We start from the raw sequence: 17,682 nt of genomic DNA, 5'->3' as shown, positions 1-17,682 counted from the left end.
ATTTGGTAGCAATCGCTACTTTTCGTTCACCCTCATTTGAGGGCGCAGTTCGAGTCATACCATGGAACGGGGGATGGCCGTGTTGTCACATCGAAACATGACTACTTTAACTTACAGAGGTAAAAACTACGTTCAAAACAAAGAAGCTGCTAAAAAGCAACTTGTTGAACTTACCTATAGAAGAAACGTATACACCAATAGAATGGATGACGCTTCTTCAAGTAATGAAAAAGCAGAATTAAATTACAGAGGTGTTAATTACACTAAATAATTTAATTAAACAAATTAAAAGCCCCTTTTTCAGGGGCTTTTTTTTGGCTATATTTATCAAGAGTCCTTTAAAAAATATGTCTGAAAGTTGCTGTAATACAAACACATCGAATAAAGCACCTAATCAATTCGATCATAAAGATGCGATTCAAGAAAGATATGGCTCAGCGGCACAAGAAAAAGAAAGTTGTCTTTGTACACCAGTTGGGTTTGATCCCGTTTTACTAGAAGTAATTCCTCAAGAGGTTATAGAAAGAGACTATGGGTGTGGTGATCCAACAAAATATGTTCAAAAAAATGATATAGTCTTAGATCTTGGAAGTGGTAGCGGCAAAAATGCTTTCATTTGTGCCCAAATTGTTGGGAAAGAAGGGAAAGTTATTGGAGTTGATCAGAATCCTGACATGCTTTCTTTATCAAGATCAGCATCTAAAGAAGTTACAAAAAATATAGGTTTCAACAATACAGAATTTCTAGAAGGTTCAATTGAAAAACTTGATGAATTAGATAAAGATTTAAATCCATTAATCGCAGATAAATCAGTTGATATTATTTTAAGTAATTGCGTTTTAAACTTGGTAAGTCCAGAATCTAGAAATAACCTTCTAAATAACATAAAAAGAGTTTTAAACGATAATGGAAGAATTGCAATTAGCGATATCGTCTCTAACAAAAAAGTTCCTTTAAGATTGCAAAATGATCATGATTTATGGACAGAATGTATTAGTGGAGCATGGTATGAGCCAGACTTTATAAGTGATTTTAAAGAACTAGGATTTAAAAATTTAAAATTTGCAGAAAGGAGTGCTGAACCTTGGAAAGTAATCGAGGATATTGAATTTAGAACAGTAACTTTAGTGGGCAATATTTAAAAAAATCTAAGGGTTGAAAATATAATATAAATTTCCATGAGAAATAATCTAAGAGATCAAATACCCGCATTAAAAAATAAGTATTATTTCAACTACGGCGGCCAAGGACCATTACCAAAATCTTCTCTAGAAGCAATAGTTAAAACTTGGGAGATTATCCAAGAGATAGGACCATTTACCAATGATATGTGGCCTTTTATTTACAAAGAAATATTGACCACAAAAAGAATCATTGCGCAAAAATTAGGTGTCAATTCAAAGAATGTAGCTTTTACCGAAAATATCTCTTCCGGTATGATTTTGCCCTTTTGGGGAATAAAAGTAAAAGAGGGAGAAGAGTTGTTAATAAGTGACTGTGAACATCCTGGAGTAGTGGCTGCAAGTCGAGAATTTTGCAGAAGAAATAAATTAATATTCAAAATTTTGCCAATCCAAAAAATTAAAAATCTAAACGACGAAAATATAATTTTAGAGATTTTGAAAAATCTAAATAGTAAGACTAAGATCCTAATTATTTCTCATATCTTATGGAACTTTGGATATAAAATTCCTTTAAAAGAAATTTCTATCGAATTAAAAAATAATCGAGAAAACTCTTATTTACTTGTTGATGGTGCTCAAACCTTTGGGCACATAAATATTGAAAAAGAAGTTTTTTATTCTGATTTATATTCAATAACTTCTCACAAATGGGCATGTGGACCAGAAGGACTTGGAGCCATTTATGTCTCAGATAGATTTATTCGTGAAACAGATCCAACAATAATTGGTTGGAAATCATTAAAAAAAGAACAAGGCATTTATGAGCCTTCAGATAATCTTTTTCATGATGATGCAAGGAAATTTGAAATAGCTACCTCTTGTATTCCTTTACTTGCTGGGCTTCGAAATTCTTTAGATCTTTTGGATAAAGACTGTCATGAAAAAGAAAAAAACAAAAATATCAAAAAATTAAGTGGAAAACTTTGGGATGAATTAAATCAATCAAAGGGTGTTGAATTAGTTTTAGAAAAAAAATATTTAAATGGGATTGTTAGTTTTAATATCGAAAATATTAAAGATAAGGATAAATTTGTAAAGAAACTTGGAGAAAAGAAAATTTGGATTAGAGTTTTAGAAGATCCAAAATGGTTTAGAGCATGCGTACATCAAATGACTACAGAAGCTGAGATTGATTTACTTGCTAGAGAAATAAAAAAAATATTAACTTAAAGATCTATTGATATAAAAAAAATTTAGTTTACCAAGGTATCTCCGAGTTGTCCCATGCAATAAATTTTCCTGTAGATTCTGGTAATTGATTTTTAATAATATTGATCAAGAATTGGGAGGATTTTTCTTTACTAAATAATTTATGTTCTGGAACAAATTTATGAAAAGGTCTAGATAAATCAGTATCTACTGTTCCCGGATGAAGCAATGTGATAGCAGCCTTTGGGAAACGTCTAGCCCATTCAATACTTAAAGATTTAAAAAACTGATTTTGTGCAGATTTTGCAGCTCTATATGAATACCAACCTCCAGTTTGATTATCTCCAATGCTACCAACTCTTGCACTTATACTTGCAAAATTAAAATCAAAATCTTTTGGTATAAATTCTTCAATCGCTTTAGCTAATAAAATAGGAGAAAAGGCATTTATTGAAAAACTTTCCATCATATTTTTTTTATCAAGATGTTGTAATCTTTTTTCTGGTTGAAGAGAATCACTATGAAGTCTACCTGTAGCATTAACAACTAGCCTTAATTTTGAAGGATGATTTGATATTTTATTTTTCAACTGCAAAAGGGATTGAGAATCCTCTATGTCTAATTCCCAAAAAGGGTTAAATTCACTTTTTCTTCCACACAAAACGACATCTAAATCTTTTTCACTTTCATTCAGATCTTTAGCTAGTTGTGTTCCAATTCCACCTGCGCCTACAACTAAGGCTAAGCCTTTCATTTTATTAAAAATAACTCCATTGATTCTAAGAAACTTTTCTTGTGATTTGCGTAAAAATCTTACTTATTTAATTAGGAAATTTTATTGAGATTTATTTTTTTCTTTTAATAATTTATAAGCTATTTTTCTATCATCAAAATTAATAACTTTATCATTGAGAATTTGGTAGTCTTCATGTCCTTTTCCTGCAATTAAAACAATATCTTTTTTATTGGCAAATTTAATAGATTCATTTATTGCTTTAAATCTATCAATTTCAATTGTTATTTTTTCTCTTTTTTTTATACCCATCAAAATATCATTTACTATCTTTTGGGGTTCTTCTGATCTTGGATTATCTGAGGTTATAAAAAGTTGATCAGACAACTCTTCAGCTATTGATCCCATCAAAGGCCTTTTACTACGATCACGATCTCCGCCACAGCCAAAAACAGTTATTAGTTTCCCTTCACAAAGTTTTTTAATTGATTGCAAAACTTTTTTTAATCCATCAGGAGTGTGGGCATAATCAACAATTACTGTTGGAAGAGATCTTGAAACGTCATTATCATCAATTTGTATTTTCTCCATTCTCCCAGGAGCACCGGGGAAAGATTGTATTAACTTTGATAAATCTTTTAAAGAAAAATTCAGTTTATACAAAATTGTTATTGCTTGAATCGCATTCATTAAATTAAATTCACCAACAAGTGGAACAAAAAGTTGAATTTTTTCCCTAGGTGTATGAAAAATACAAGTGGAACCATTTTCAGTAAATTTTTTTTCTGTTACGAAAAAAAAATCATCATTTTCAAATTCACTTTCAGTAATCTTTGTAGAGACTAATAAAGATCTTTTTTTAAGATCAGATGATAATTTAGATATCCAATGGTCATCATGATTTAATACACAAATCCCATCTTTTTCTTTTAAGTAAGGTGGGAAAAATAATTTTCTTTTTGTTTGAAAATATGATTCCATATCTGGGTGATAATCAAGATGATCTTGAGTTAAATTAGTAAAAATAGCCGCCTCAAATTCGCATCCTGATATCCTGTTTTGAGCAATAGAATGAGAACTTACCTCTAAGATCGCAAATTCAGATTCTGCCTCAACAGCAGCATTTAATTTATTTTGAAGTTTATCAGCGAAATCAGTTGTATGAGAAGCTACTTCTGAAAAGCCAGGCCATCTATTGAATAAGGTCCCAAACAATGCAGTTTTTTTTCCTAATTTTTTTAAAAGATATTCCAATAAAAAAGTAATCGTCGTTTTTCCATTTGTACCCGTAACACCAATAAGTTTAAGTTTTCTTGAAGGCCTATTCCAAAACTCAGCGACTATTTGACCAAAAATATAATCTAAATTATCCTCTATAACCAAAATCCTTTTTCGATCAATAGATCCAATTTTCTTTTTTGCAGCAGGCCCAATAATGGCAGCCTCTGCGCCATTTTCAATTGCCTCAATACAAAATCTTCCTCCATCAACATTTAAACCAGGCATTCCTAAAAATAAAGTTCCTTTTTGTACTTCTTTAGAGTTAAAAGAAATATTATTGATTTCTTGATCGATAAGATTTGATGAAGGAATAATTCCTACCAAATCTAAAAGTTTATGTAATTTTATAGATCTCATATAAAAAAATTATTTCTCCAGAATGGTACTAATATTTTTTTGAAACCAATTCTTTAATTGATCATCTTTTAATCTTGGCGAAATGCGAGGCAATTCTATGATCTCCTCGGACCTAATTCTTTCAACAGCAATAACAGGTACTTCAAAATCATATTTTTTATATTTATCTTTATATAAATCGACCCTATCAATATCAATTTCTTTAAGCTCCTCTAGATTAGGGAATAACTCATTAAGATTTATTTTTGCCAGTTTGTTTTTTAATGAATCACAAAGGCAACATCCCTGCCTAACAAAAATAAATATTTTCATTCATTTAGTCAGGCACAGGGTCACATCCACAGGGAGTTAAAGGATGACATCTGCTTAATCTTTTTAAAGTTAACCACCCTCCCTTCCAAGGACCATGTCTAGTAATTGCCTCATATCCATAAGAGCTGCAACTTGGAATAAATCTGCATCTTGGTCCAAAAAAAGGAGAAAACCACTTTTGATAAAACGAAATCATAAAAAGAAGTATAGAAGTAATTGATTTATTAATAGTTTTGAACACTTTAATGATGTAAAATAATATTTCCAGTAGTAATTAGTTTAATTGAATTTAATCAATTATCCAATTTATTGCAATTTTCTATTTAATTTAAAATTATGTCAAGATACCGCGGCCCCAGATTAAGGGTAACGCGTCGCTTGGGAGAACTACCAGGTCTCACCAGGAAAGCTTCAAAGAAGTCTAATCCTCCAGGTCAGCACGGCCAAGCCCGTCGCAAGCGATCAGAATATGCAATTCGTCTAGAAGAAAAGCAGAAACTTAGGTTTAATTATGGAGTTTCTGAAAAACAACTAGTACGTTATGTGAAAAAAGCTAGAGCTCAAGAAGGATCTACAGGTACTAACCTACTAAGACTTTTAGAAAACAGACTTGATAATGTTTGTTTTAGATTGGGTTTTGGAGGTACCATTCCAGGCTCAAGACAATTAGTAAATCATGGCCATGTAACCGTTAATGGAAAGGTTCTTGATATTGCTGGTTATCAATGCAAATCAGGCGATGTAATCGGAATTAAAGAAAATAAAGCAAGCAAAAAACTTGTAGAAGGTAATATAGAATTCCCTGGCTTAGCAAATGTCCCACCTCATCTTGATTTAGACAAGCCTAAATTAACGGGAAAAATAAATGGAAAATGCGATAGAGAGTGGGTGGCTCTTGAAATAAACGAACTACTAGTTGTTGAATATTATTCAAGAAAAGTTTAATACTACTTTTCTTTGGATTATTAAATCTCTCATTTTTTAAAAGAGAGATTTAATTCATTCTTATTTTTAAAAATAATGGGAAATAAGGCAAATAATATAAAAAAACCAGGTTTTAAGACCTTATCTATTCACCATGGGGAAACATTTGCTGAAGAAACTGGATGCGTTATGCCTCCTATTTTTTCTACATCTACTTTCAAACATGGAAATAAAGATAATTTCGACTACACCAGATCAGGCAACCCAAACTTTAGAATTCTAGAAAACATCCTTAAATCAATAGAAGATTCTAAATACTGTACAGTTTTTGGATCTGGAATTAGCGCGATAACTGCAATTTCATCAACACTGAAATCAGGTGACAAGATACTCTGCGAGTCAAATCTCTATGGTTGTACAGTGAGGATGTTCGAAAAAGTTTTCAAGAAATTTGGACTAGAAGTTTTATACACAGATTTTACAAAAGAAAATAATGTCAAAAAGATTTCAAACTTCGAGCCAACCTTGATATGGCTAGAAAGTCCAACTAATCCACTATTGAAGGTAATCGATATTAAGGCGATTTGTGATGAAGCGAATAGACTCGAAATACCAGTAGTTGTGGACAACACATTTTCTACAGCTCTTATTCAAAAACCATTGGACCTTGGCGCAACACTATCGGTTGTAAGCACGACAAAATTCATTAATGGACATAGTGACGCACTTGGCGGAGCAGTACTTACAAATAATGAGGAATGGAATAGTAAGATGCTTTTCTCTCAAAAAGCTCTCGGGCTTCAACCATCTCCTTTTGATAGTTGGCTCATTACGAGAGGAGTAAAAACTCTTCCTTTAAGAATCGAACAACAAACTAAAAGTGCAGAATTTATTTCTAAAGAATTAGGTAATCATAAAATTATTGGTAAAGTAATTTATCCTTTTAATCAAAAACATCCGCAATTTAATTTAGCAAAATCGCAAATGAAATCTGGAGGTTCAATGATCACCCTAAAATTAAATTTAAATAAAGAGGATACTTTTAAATTTTGCAAATCTCTCAAATATTTCTCTCTAGCAGAAAGCCTTGGAGGAGTTGAAAGTTTAATTTGTCACCCTGCAACGATGACTCATGCTTCTGTTGATGACAAAACAAAAAATTTACTAGGGATAGATGATGCTCTTGTCAGATTATCAATTGGATGTGAAGATACAAACGATTTAATCTCGGACATTTTATTTGCTTTAAATAAATTCTGAAAATTGAGAGATTTACTTAAAAAACCTATATGGAAAAATTTAGAGTTGGGATATGCAATTCCTGATAGTATTCATGCTGTTTCTGTAGCATTACCAACTTGGAATGATGTAATAAATTACGAGGAAAAAGATCAAGAATGCATGAATTTATTGAAGTCCATTTACCCGCGATTCGGGCTAAACCCCATAGTGAAAAGATTATGCGAAAAAGTAAAAAAACAAAATTACTACAACAATAAAAGTATCTGGCCATATCCGAATGAAAGAATAGCTTTTAAAGCTAAAAAATACATTGATAGAAATACTTCTGAACAATTCTCGTTAATAGAAAAAACAAATAATTTAGCTTTCTTAATAACTGAAAAAGAAGGAAGTATTTATGCAAAATATTTTTGGCAACATACTGGTCTTGGTCTTTCTTCAAGGGCTGCTGCTATAGAACTTGGTCTTGAAGATTGCCCTCCAAAATCTTACGTAAATGAATGTTCTCAAAGAATAAAAAATAGAATTTCTAAATCTACAAAAATTAACTCTAATGATATTCACTTAACTTCATCTGGAATGTCTGCATTGCATACATCATTAGAAATCATTTATAAATTATTTCCAGCTAAACCAACACTCCAAGTTGGTTTTCCATATGTAGATGTACTTAAATTACCAACGAAAATCTTTCACGGAGCAAAGTTAATTACAGAAGAAAATTGCGCGGATATTGAACTAGAAATCAAAAGAATAAATCCATCAGCATTAATTATTGAACTTCCAAGTAATCCAATGCTCAAATGTGTAAACATTAAAAAAATTTCAAAAATTGTAAAAAAGCTAAATATTCCGTTAATTGTTGACGATACAATTGGTTCAAATTTAAATATAAATTCCCTAGAACATGCAGATATAGTTTTTACTTCACTTACAAAAATTTTTTCAGGAAGTGGTGATATTCTTGCAGGATCATTAATACTAAATCCAAAAAGCAAATGGATTGATCAATTTAGAAATGCATTAAACGAGATTAATCTTCCAACACTTTCTGATGGAGATACAGTTTATCTAGAGAAAGTTAGTAGAGATGTATATCAAAGAGTTTTTGAACAAAATAAAGCATGTTTAGAATTAAAAAAAAGATTAGAGACCCATAGCGAGATTAAAAATATTTTCCATCCTGAAAATTGTCCAAATTTTAATTCTTTGCTCACTTCTGATGGAGGATATGGCTGCTTATTATCGTTTGAATTAAATGGAGGATTGAACAAAGCTAAGAAATTTTATGATTCTCTACAAGTATCTAAAGGTCCTAGTTTAGGTACAAAATTTACTCTAGTTTGTCCTTATGTTTTACTAGCTCATTATGACGAGTTGGATTGGGCTGAAAGTTTTGGTATACCCTCGCACCTTATTAGAGTATCAGTTGGATTAGAAGACCAAGATCAATTATGGAAAACCTTTTCTGAAGCACTAAATAATTTCTAAATTCCTAGTATTTACCGTATAGAAACTTATATACTCTTTTTCTGAATAATAGTTAGTATTAAAATATATTTTCTCAATATATAAATGGCAAAAATTTATGAGGACAACAGTTTTGCTATTGGAAACACTCCATTAGTAAAATTAAAATCAGTTACTAAAAACGCGAAAGCTACAGTACTTGCAAAAATTGAAGGTAGAAATCCTGCTTATAGTGTCAAATGCAGGATTGGCGCCAACATGATTTGGGATGCAGAAAAAAGTGGGAAGCTTACAAAAGACAAAACTATTGTTGAGCCAACTTCTGGAAATACAGGAATTGCTCTAGCTTTTACTGCTTCAGCAAGAGGTTATAAACTCATCCTTACAATGCCAGAATCCATGTCAATTGAAAGAAGAAGGGTTATGGCAGTGTTGGGGGCTGAAATTGTTTTAACAGAGGCATCTAAAGGTATGCCTGGAGCAATAGCTAAGGCTAAAGAAATTGCAGAAAGTAATCCTTCTCAATATTTCATGCCAGGTCAATTTGATAATCCAGCAAACCCTGAAATTCATTTCAAAACTACTGGACCAGAAATCTGGGATGATTGCGATGGTGAAATTGATGTCTTAGTTGCAGGGGTTGGAACTGGCGGCACAATTACAGGAGTTTCAAGATACATTAAGCAAGAAAAGGGTAAAAATATTACTTCTGTAGCTGTAGAACCATCACATAGTCCTGTTATTACACAGACGATGAATGGAGAAGAGGTTAAATCTGGACCACATAAAATTCAAGGAATTGGAGCAGGATTTATTCCTAAGAACCTTGACTTATCAATTGTCGATAAGGTTGAACAGGTGACAAATGACGAGTCAATCGAGATGGCTCTTAGATTAGCAAAAGAAGAAGGTCTATTAGTCGGAATATCTTGTGGAGCTGCTGCTGCTGCTGCTGTTAGATTAGCTGAACAAGATGAATATGCGGGAAAAACTATTGTAGTTGTTCTACCTGATTTGGCAGAGAGATATTTATCATCAATTATGTTTACTGAAGTTCCAAGCGGAATCATTCAAGAACCAGTCAAAGCCTAAATCTATTTTTTCTCCAGTAATGAATCTGGTGAAATATACATCGCATCGCCATAAGAGAAAAATCTAAATTTTTCTTTTATGGCTTTTTTATACAAATCTAATAATCTTTCTCTACCAATCATTGCACTTACTAAAAGTAATAACGAGCTTTTAGGAAGATGAAAATTAGTTAATAATCCATCAACTACCTTAAATTTATAACCTGGCTTAATTACTAAATCCACGTACTTCGCTATGGGAATATAGTCATTAATTTCGTGAGAATAACAACTTTCAAGAGCCCTCACGCTAGTTGTCCCAATAGCAATTATTCTTCTATCTGTTTTCTTTATTTTTTTTATTTCCTCCACTAATTCCTTATTAACACTTACCCATTCTTTATGAAGTTTTAAGTTACTTAAATCCTCTTGATCAATTGGTTTGAATGTTCCATAGCCCACATGCAAAGTTATCGGTAAAATTATGACTCCTTTTTTTTTTAGATTAAAAATAAGACTTTTGCTTAAGTGTAAACCAGCAGTTGGCGCAGCAACGGCCCCTGGATTAGTTGCATACACAGTTTGATAACTATTCTCATGAAAAGATTCTTCTTCGGTATTTTTTATATAAGGCGGGAGAGGGATTCCCCCGTATTTATCAAGAAGGTCATTCATTGAATTGAGATCAGTTATATTTTCAGGAAATTTAATAAATCTCCCTCCAGTTTCTTTTTCAACCCCATCAACCATCAAATTAATATCTTGTGCAGAAGGAGATTTTAATATTATTTTTCTATTTATTTTTAATTTTTTCGCTGGCTTTGCTAAACATAACCAAACACAATCATGGGATCTTTCTAAGACTAATAATTCGACTAAAGTCCCATTTTCTAATTCAACCTTTAACCTAGCTTTCATTACCTTAGTATTGTTAACAACTACAAGATCGCCTTCTCTAAATTCATCTAAAAGATTCTTGGTAAATTTATTAGTTAAGCAGTCTTTTTCTAAAGCACTATTTCTAACTATCATCAATCTTGATTCATGCCTAATTGCAGAAGGTTTACTAGCAATTAATGAAGGATCAAGTAAATAATCATAAGATTCAAGCCTATAATCTCTTTCTTCTTTATTAATTTGAGAAATCAATTAAATTTAAGATACAAGTGTCTCTGGCTCATTTTCAATCAGGTTAGCCAAGTCTTTTAAGAATGAAGCACCATCAGCTCCATAGATCACTCTGTGATCAGCTGTAAGATTTACTTGCATTATTTTTTTAACAGATATTGAACTATCACTATTAGCTACAACAGTTGGTTTTGATGATGCTATCGCTAAGATGGCACCGGTCCCTGGGGGTAGTATTGCGTCAAATCTATCAACACCAAACATACCAAGGTTAGATAAGGTAAATGTTCCCGTTGAGTATTCATCTGGTTCTAATTGTTTTAATCTCGATCTTTTTACGAGATCTTTCCATTCCCTAGATAATTCAAATAAATCAGTATTGCATGGTTCTTTTAATACTGGAGTTATTAGTCCCCCATCTTCCATTGCAACAGCAACAGCAATATTTATATTTTCTGGATAAGAAATTCCATTTTCTGAAAAGCTTGAGTTAACTTGAGGATGTTTCTTTAGTGTCTTTGCAACTGCCTTTACAAGTAAAGCAGTCATAGTAACTCCGTTCTGTTTTACCTTTTTGTAGAAATTATCTAATTTATCTGTATTGATAGAGTAACCTACCCTAAAACATGGAACATCTAAACTAGATTCCATATTTTTATTTACCGCTTTTTGAAGAGTATTAAATTGAACTGTTTCTCCAGGATTGCCAAAACTATTTCCTGAAGTTTCTGATTTACTTTCGACTCCCAAATTTGCACTAGGGATACTTGCAGGAGAACCACCTTCGCCTATCCATGGAATAGAGACTGGTTGGCCATTAGCTTTTAAAATATCATCGGCTTGAATCCTTCCGTGAGGGCCAGATCCATGAACCTTTGCTAAATCAACACCCATTTGAGAGGCAAGTTTTTTAGCTCTTGGAGATGCAATTATCCTCGAAGAAACATTACTCGTAGCAGCATTTATTTGATCACTTTTAAAAGATGGGGCTGCCTTTTCACTCATTAATACGACTTCTTTTTCTTGTTTTTCAACAATTTCACTTTGAACTACAGGTTTTTCTTCAATTTTATTGCTTACCAATTCAAGTTGATCCGAACTAGAAACTTCGGGTTGATTTCCCTTATTTTGTTCTTGAACAGAAGCTATCTCATCCTCATTTTCTACAATAATACCGATAGTCTCTCCTACTGGTGCAGTGCTGCCGGCAGGCATTAAAACAGCCGCAAGATATCCATCTTGAAAAGATTCAACATCCATATCTGCCTTGTCAGATTCAACAACCAAGACAGATTCACCTCTTTCAACTTTATCTCCCGGATTTTTCAACCATTCCACAATCTTGCCCTCCGTCATAGTAGAACTCAAGGCTGGCATGAATATTTCGTGAGACATAAGAAAATTGTTATTGCATAAGTTTCAAGGGATTTCTACCAAACTTCCTAAAGTTTTTATGATTAAGAACCCTTTAAACTCTTGTTTTAATTATACGAAATCATGTTCACAGTGGGAACTCTTAAAACTTAAGAAAGTAATAATTTAGATCGATTAGAATTTAAAACTTTTCGAAATTAAGATTTACTTATATTTATCAAAAATACTAAATCTTCTCTTTAATTATTATCTATAGATTGTATAACTCCATCTTTAACCGTAATCGAGACTTGCATTTTTTCAATAAGATTGTCTCCCACAGTGACATCACAGAAACTATCCACTTGCCCTTGATCAACAATTTCGTCCATTTTTAATTCGCGAACTTGACTCTGTTGTTGAAGTAGATTTCTTTTTTGTTCTTCAATTTCATTTCGTTTTGCTGCGACTTGTTGTTGCACCTGACTAACCTGTTCTTGAACTCTTGGATCTAGAGGATTAACCGATTGGGATCTAATATTATTTACTATTTGCTGCCCCTCCTGCTCAAGTTGAGATAATTGCCTGTCAATGTTTGAAATTGCTTTACTTAATTCTTTTTCAGCATCTTCCTTCCAAGTTGGTGTAACTACAGCTTTAATAGCTATTGAGCGCTTAATAGATATTGAGTTTTTGGTTTCCATAAAAAATTAAATTACCTTTTCAATATAGATAGAACAAATCAAATTTTCTTACTAAATTTGTTTTCATACATATTTTCTATTTGTAATGAATATTTTTTTTCTATTTCTTTTCTTTTTTGTTTAAGAGTTTGCGTTAACAAACCATTTTCTAAAGTAAAAGCATCAACAAAATAACAATCTAATATTTGTTCTTCTGATCTTGCTCCTAATCGACGTTTAAGCAAATTATTAATTTGAGATTTAAAAAATGTACCAATATTCTTATTCAGGTTTAATTTTGAAAGGTCTTCTTCCAAAAACTTGTTTTTAACCAATTCGACATTAGGCACAACAAGGGCTGTTAAACATTTCTTATCTTGTCCTACTAGTTGAATCTGATTAATAAATTCGGAACTAAGGATTTCGGTCTCTAGTGGATTAGGTTCTATATTTTCACCACTTGATAGCACTATTGTATCCTTGGCTCTTCCTGTTATAAATAGAGAACCATTTGGTATGAGAAAACCTAAATCACCAGTATCAAACCAACCATCCTTGGATAAAACTTCTTTTGTAGCTAATTCATTATTAAGATAACCTTTCATTACTTGTGGTCCCTTAACAAGAATTTTTCCGACTTCTCTGAACTTCAGAATCTTTTTTTTATCATCATTCACTATTTTAATTTCAGTAAATGCTAGAGGCTGTCCGGATGATCCTCTAACATTTAATTCTCTTCTCCTACAAGTTAATACTGGACTAGTTTCTGTGAGTCCATATCCCACTAAAACATCTACACCTAAAGATTCAAAAAAAAGATCCACATGTTCTGGCAGTGCACCTCCGCCGTTAATGGGAAATTTCAATTTTTCTCCGCATAGTTGTCTAAGAATATTCGGCCATAAAAAAGCACTAGACAATTTATGTAAAGGATATCGGCCTATAAGAGAACCTAGTAAGGGAACTTTTGATTTAAAAGTTATTTGGTTGATATCTAAATTTCGTATCTTTCTTAGATTTCTTTTGAAAACTGAACTATTACTTATCAGAAACTTAATAAGTCTTTGTTTTTTGGAAGGCATTTTTTTCAACGCCTGAAAAAAACCATCATGTATTGCCTCCCATAGTCTTGGTACAGTAGCCATGACAACAGGTTTTATTTGTGTAATATCATCTTTCAAGAATTTTGGAATTGTATAGTATTGAGAGCAACCACATGAAAAAAAGAAGTATTCAGCACTTCTCTCATAAGAATGCCAGATAGGCAAAACGCTTAATACAGAAGTCCCAGGTTCTGGATCAGCAATATAGGCTAAATTGATTATTTGATGTAAAAAATTTGCATGAGTCAAGGGGACACCTTTAGGTTTTCCTGTTGTCCCTGAAGTGTAAAGGATAGTAGCAACATCATCAATTTCTGGAGTATCTTTTTCAAGATTATTATTTTGTGAATTTTCTTTTTCTACTGAACTTATGAATTGATTCCAACTTATTAAACTTTCAAATTGTTCATCTTCTAAATTGATGATGAATTTCAGATTTTTTTTTAATTTTTCTTTGTTGTTTAACTTTAGCCAAGTCTCCTTAGATTGAACTACTAGACCTACTGAATTAGAGTGCTCAATAATATAATCTAATTCTACTGAAGGAGAATTAATACCTCTCACTGCATTTATAGCTCCTAAACGCATTAAGCCTTGATCTACTACTAGCCATCTTGGGGAATTTTCTGATATTACAGTAACTACATCTCCCTTTACTAAACCATAATTTTTAAAAGAAAAAGAGACTTTTGTTATTAAATCAGCCAACTCAAAATAAGAAAATTTTTCTTTGTATTTCCCTCTTAAATCGCTAACAGCTAAAGTATCACCGCATTTAAATTTTAATTTTTCCCAAATTTGATCTATATGATGAAGGTTTTTAATAAAATCTCTATTTTTAGCAAATGTATCTTTTTTAGAAAGAGGTTTGGCTGAAGGCCAATACGCTAAGTCAGTCATATTAATTTGATTTTGAAATTTTAATTTCTATTTTGATACAAAATTAAAATTAAATTCTTCCTGAATGATTTTTTTAACAATTCTCGTGACTTCTTGAATATTTAGATTTTTGTTGTAATCAATCATATTTGCCATAAGACAATTTTCTATTCCGCAAGGAACAATCTTATTAAAGTTTTCTAATTCGCAGTCAATATTAATTGAAAATCCATTTATCGTAATCCATCTTTTACAACCAATTCCAATTGAAGCAATTTTCTTATTTCCTATCCAAACACCAGTGAACCCCTCTCTTGAATGACAATCTATATTAAAAGTTCCAAGAATTTTTATAATAATTTCTTCAATTTTTCTTAAATACCAATTTAAATCTTTATTAAAATTTTTCAAATCTAACACCAAGTAAGTTACTAATTGTCCTGGCATATGACAAGTAACCTCGCCGCCTCTATCAATCTTAAAAACATCATAATTATCATCATTCAAAGAAAATAATAAATTATCGTAATTAGATCCTCTACCCAACGTATAACAGAGTTGATGCTCACCTATCCAAATAAAATCAGGTTTAGAGTTATCTAAAATCAAGGCCTCCTGATATTCTTTTTGTAATTTATAAATATCATTGAAAAAAGAAATATTATCAGGTTGTTTAATTATTGCTGTTCTATTAACCATATTTAAGTAGATTTAGAAAGTAAGTAAATATTTTTAGATTTGTTATGAAAATTTTAATCCATGGGAAAAATCTTGAGCTCACTGGAGCGTTAAAAGAATATACTGAGGCAAAGATAGAAAAAGCAACACTTCACTATAAGGATATCGTTAAAGAAGCCGACATACATCTTTCAATAGAAAAAAATCCAAGAGTCTCCTTCCAGACTGCAGAAGTTACTATTTTTGCAAATGGTACCGTAATTAGAGCCGAAGAAAAAACTGAAAATCTATACTCAAGCATTGATTTAGTTTCAAATAAACTTTGTAGAAAATTACGTAAATACAAAGAAAAAAACAATAAAACAATCCATAATAATCAATTTAAAAATAAAGAGCCTTTCCAAATTGAAAATACAGAATCAAGATTTTTAGATGAAGCTTTACTTAAAAATGGAATAGAAGCAAGTCTGCCAGAGCCATCTATAAAAAACAAATACTTTGAAATGAATCCAATTTCATCAGAAGAAGCAAGAAAACAATTAGATCTAATTGATCATGATTTTTATGTTTTTCGAAATAAAAAAAATAATGAACTTCAAGTTATATATAAGAGGAATCACGGAGGATATGGACTGATTCAAGCCAAATAACTTTTAATAAATGCCCAATATTGAATATGAATTAAACGAAATAATTCATGCCATTATTATTAACCCGTATTTAACTTGGGAAGATTTCTGCGCGAATTGCGATTTAATTAAAAAGTATAATATCAAGAATATTTCTACTTCACTTAATTATTTAGCTGATTTTAAAAACTGTTTGAACAATTACAGTGCAAACATAAACGCATTCATTTCTTACCCTTTAGCAGATTTACCAGTTACATTTATTGAAGAATTAGTTAACTTTGCAAAAGATAAAGGTGCAAACGGAATTGAATATATCCCAAACTTTATCAATTTATCCAAAAGAAACTTAGAAACTTTCGCTGCAGAAATTGAGCAAGTGAAGTTATCTGGATTACCAGTTTCAATAATCTTAAATAAATCAAAACTACAAAAAGAAGTTTTTTACAATGCGATAGAAATATCTTTGGAATTAGGAATTAAAAATTTTCAATTCGGGGACGGGTTTGGACCTCCTATGACATTAAATGATGTGGCAGAAATATTAAAAATAACGGGTTCCCAAAATCACATCAAAGTTGTAGGTGGTATAAAAAAACTTAAACAAGTTATTGATTTGTTTGATAATGGAATTAGTTGCGTTGGAACTTCTAATTTTTCTGAGATTTTTCAAGAAGTAAAGGTTATTTAAATGTCTGGTTCTGGTGAGTGCAGACTAGAGGGTCTCTGTATTAAAGCTTCTCCATTAGGCGAGAATGATAGATTAATAACTATTCTTACTGATGAGCAAGGGATTGTTCGATTAGCAGTACCTGGTGCAAGACGTCCTAAAAGTAGTCTTGCTGCAGCTACTCCCCTAACATATTTAAGTCTGCAAATTTTTGGAAAAAGAAATCTTAAATCTGTACGTCAAATTAAAATATTAAAAAGCTATTCTGGTCTAGGGAAAAATATTGAATGTCTTGCAGCTGCGCAAGCAATAACTGAATTAACTTTTTTGTTAGTAGGTAATAATGACAAGCAACAAAACTACTTATCTTGTGTTCTTGCTCATCTAGATAGGATTTATTTGTATGAAGAATCTAAAGAAGAAGATATTAAAATGCTCTCAATGAGTATTCAATCTTTAATCCATCTATTAGCCATTGGAGGTATAAATTTACCAATTCATCATTGCTGTAAAACTGGAGAACCTATTATTCCGCCTCTAGGAAATTGGGAATGGGGTTGTTATTATTTGCCAAGTGAAGGGTTTTCGTCCAGGGAAGATCCTCAAAGTAATCTAAAAATTAATGCATCTGAAGTTGCTCTATTACAAAGACTTCTTTTCCCTGAATTACCAATAAAATCTAATGGAGAGTTATTGGGACCTAAAAAAGTCTGGCTTAAAATATTATTTATTATTGAAACCTGGATCTCTACTCAACTAGAGAAAGATCTATCTTCACTAAAAATGTTGAGAGAAATATATAGTTAACATTTTCAAAAACTATGAATAAATTTTAAA

19 protein-coding genes are annotated in these 17,682 nt (G+C 31.6%); 10 read left to right on the top strand and 9 right to left on the bottom strand.

The window, feature by feature from the left end; translation table 11 throughout:
• The first annotated feature begins 97 nt into the window (after positions 1-97).
• The 3 genes from EW14_RS09805 (at position 98) to EW14_RS02195 (ending at position 2,354) form a co-directional block, all read left to right on the top strand.
• Positions 98-271: a DUF4278 domain-containing protein gene (locus EW14_RS09805; RefSeq protein WP_071813219.1), complete on the top strand. Its 174-nt coding sequence runs from the start codon at positions 98-100 to the stop codon at positions 269-271.
• 76 nt (positions 272-347) lie between these two features.
• A complete protein-coding gene (locus EW14_RS02200; protein WP_042851282.1) occupies positions 348-1,142 on the top strand; it encodes a methyltransferase domain-containing protein in 795 nt (264 codons plus the stop codon).
• Between the two features lie 36 nt (positions 1,143-1,178).
• Complete coding sequence (locus EW14_RS02195) at positions 1,179-2,354, top strand: aminotransferase class V-fold PLP-dependent enzyme (protein WP_042849882.1); 1,176 nt, start codon at positions 1,179-1,181, stop codon at positions 2,352-2,354.
• 28 nt (positions 2,355-2,382) lie between these two features.
• Here the strand turns inward: EW14_RS02195 and EW14_RS02190 are convergent, their stop codons facing one another.
• The 4 genes from EW14_RS02190 to yidD form a co-directional block, all read right to left on the bottom strand.
• Positions 2,383-3,087: an SDR family NAD(P)-dependent oxidoreductase gene (locus EW14_RS02190; RefSeq protein WP_042849881.1), complete on the bottom strand. Its 705-nt coding sequence runs from the start codon at positions 3,085-3,087 to the stop codon at positions 2,383-2,385.
• An 81-nt stretch (positions 3,088-3,168) separates the two neighbouring features.
• Positions 3,169-4,704 carry a UDP-N-acetylmuramoyl-L-alanyl-D-glutamate--2,6-diaminopimelate ligase gene (locus tag EW14_RS02185; protein ID WP_042849879.1) on the bottom strand — a complete coding sequence of 512 codons (1,536 nt, stop codon included), beginning with the start codon at positions 4,702-4,704 and terminating at the stop codon, positions 3,169-3,171.
• A gap of 9 nt (positions 4,705-4,713) precedes the next feature.
• Complete coding sequence (locus tag EW14_RS02180) at positions 4,714-5,016, bottom strand: glutaredoxin family protein (RefSeq protein WP_042849878.1); 303 nt, start codon at positions 5,014-5,016, stop codon at positions 4,714-4,716.
• A gap of 4 nt (positions 5,017-5,020) precedes the next feature.
• Complete coding sequence (gene yidD / locus EW14_RS02175; RefSeq protein ID WP_025922190.1) at positions 5,021-5,257, bottom strand: membrane protein insertion efficiency factor YidD; 237 nt, start codon at positions 5,255-5,257, stop codon at positions 5,021-5,023.
• A 95-nt stretch (positions 5,258-5,352) separates the two neighbouring features.
• On the opposite strand from yidD, the gene rpsD reads away from it, so the two are divergent.
• From rpsD to cysK, 4 genes are all read left to right on the top strand, one after another.
• Positions 5,353-5,961 (top strand): 30S ribosomal protein S4, encoded by a 609-nt coding sequence (rpsD, locus tag EW14_RS02170; protein WP_011817920.1) that lies wholly within the window; start codon positions 5,353-5,355, stop codon positions 5,959-5,961.
• 75 nt (positions 5,962-6,036) lie between these two features.
• The gene (locus tag EW14_RS02165) at positions 6,037-7,200 is read left to right on the top strand and encodes a PLP-dependent aspartate aminotransferase family protein (RefSeq protein ID WP_042849877.1); all 1,164 of its coding nucleotides are present in this window, start codon (positions 6,037-6,039) and stop codon (positions 7,198-7,200) included.
• Positions 7,201-7,203: 3 nt separating this feature from the next.
• Entirely contained in the window at positions 7,204-8,673 is a 1,470-nt protein-coding gene (locus tag EW14_RS02160) for a PLP-dependent transferase (RefSeq protein ID WP_042849876.1), read from the top strand.
• A gap of 84 nt (positions 8,674-8,757) precedes the next feature.
• Positions 8,758-9,744: a cysteine synthase A gene (gene cysK, locus EW14_RS02155; protein WP_002805805.1), complete on the top strand. Its 987-nt coding sequence runs from the start codon at positions 8,758-8,760 to the stop codon at positions 9,742-9,744.
• A 2-nt stretch (positions 9,745-9,746) separates the two neighbouring features.
• Here cysK and queA read toward each other — a convergent pair whose 3' ends face one another.
• The 5 genes from queA to lipB all read right to left on the bottom strand — a co-directional run bounded on the left by queA (position 9,747) and on the right by lipB (position 15,567).
• Entirely contained in the window at positions 9,747-10,871 is a 1,125-nt protein-coding gene (gene queA / locus EW14_RS02150; protein WP_042849875.1) for a tRNA preQ1(34) S-adenosylmethionine ribosyltransferase-isomerase QueA, read from the bottom strand.
• Positions 10,872-10,877: 6 nt separating this feature from the next.
• The gene (locus tag EW14_RS02145; RefSeq protein WP_042849874.1) at positions 10,878-12,245 is read right to left on the bottom strand and encodes a dihydrolipoamide acetyltransferase family protein; all 1,368 of its coding nucleotides are present in this window, start codon (positions 12,243-12,245) and stop codon (positions 10,878-10,880) included.
• 218 nt (positions 12,246-12,463) lie between these two features.
• A complete protein-coding gene (locus tag EW14_RS02140; RefSeq protein ID WP_032524120.1) occupies positions 12,464-12,907 on the bottom strand; it encodes a YlqD family protein in 444 nt (147 codons plus the stop codon).
• Between the two features lie 38 nt (positions 12,908-12,945).
• Entirely contained in the window at positions 12,946-14,889 is a 1,944-nt protein-coding gene (locus EW14_RS02135; RefSeq protein WP_042849873.1) for an AMP-binding protein, read from the bottom strand.
• Between the two features lie 27 nt (positions 14,890-14,916).
• Positions 14,917-15,567 carry a lipoyl(octanoyl) transferase LipB gene (gene lipB, locus EW14_RS02130; RefSeq protein WP_042849872.1) on the bottom strand — a complete coding sequence of 217 codons (651 nt, stop codon included), beginning with the start codon at positions 15,565-15,567 and terminating at the stop codon, positions 14,917-14,919.
• Positions 15,568-15,611: 44 nt separating this feature from the next.
• On the opposite strand from lipB, the gene hpf reads away from it, so the two are divergent.
• Genes hpf through recO form a run of 3 tightly spaced genes read left to right on the top strand, consistent with a single transcriptional unit; the run spans position 15,612 to position 17,652 of the window.
• Complete coding sequence (gene hpf / locus EW14_RS02125; protein WP_042849871.1) at positions 15,612-16,196, top strand: ribosome hibernation-promoting factor, HPF/YfiA family; 585 nt, start codon at positions 15,612-15,614, stop codon at positions 16,194-16,196.
• Positions 16,197-16,206: 10 nt separating this feature from the next.
• Entirely contained in the window at positions 16,207-16,866 is a 660-nt protein-coding gene (locus EW14_RS02120; protein ID WP_042849870.1) for a hypothetical protein, read from the top strand.
• Positions 16,867-17,652: a DNA repair protein RecO gene (recO, locus tag EW14_RS02115; RefSeq protein ID WP_042849868.1), complete on the top strand. Its 786-nt coding sequence runs from the start codon at positions 16,867-16,869 to the stop codon at positions 17,650-17,652.
• The last annotated feature ends 30 nt before the right edge of the window (positions 17,653-17,682 follow it).

It is taken from the genome of Prochlorococcus sp. MIT 0604 (assembly GCF_000757845.1).
Classification (GTDB): domain Bacteria; phylum Cyanobacteriota; class Cyanobacteriia; order PCC-6307; family Cyanobiaceae; genus Prochlorococcus_A.
This window is presented reverse-complemented; position numbering and strand designations above follow the sequence as displayed.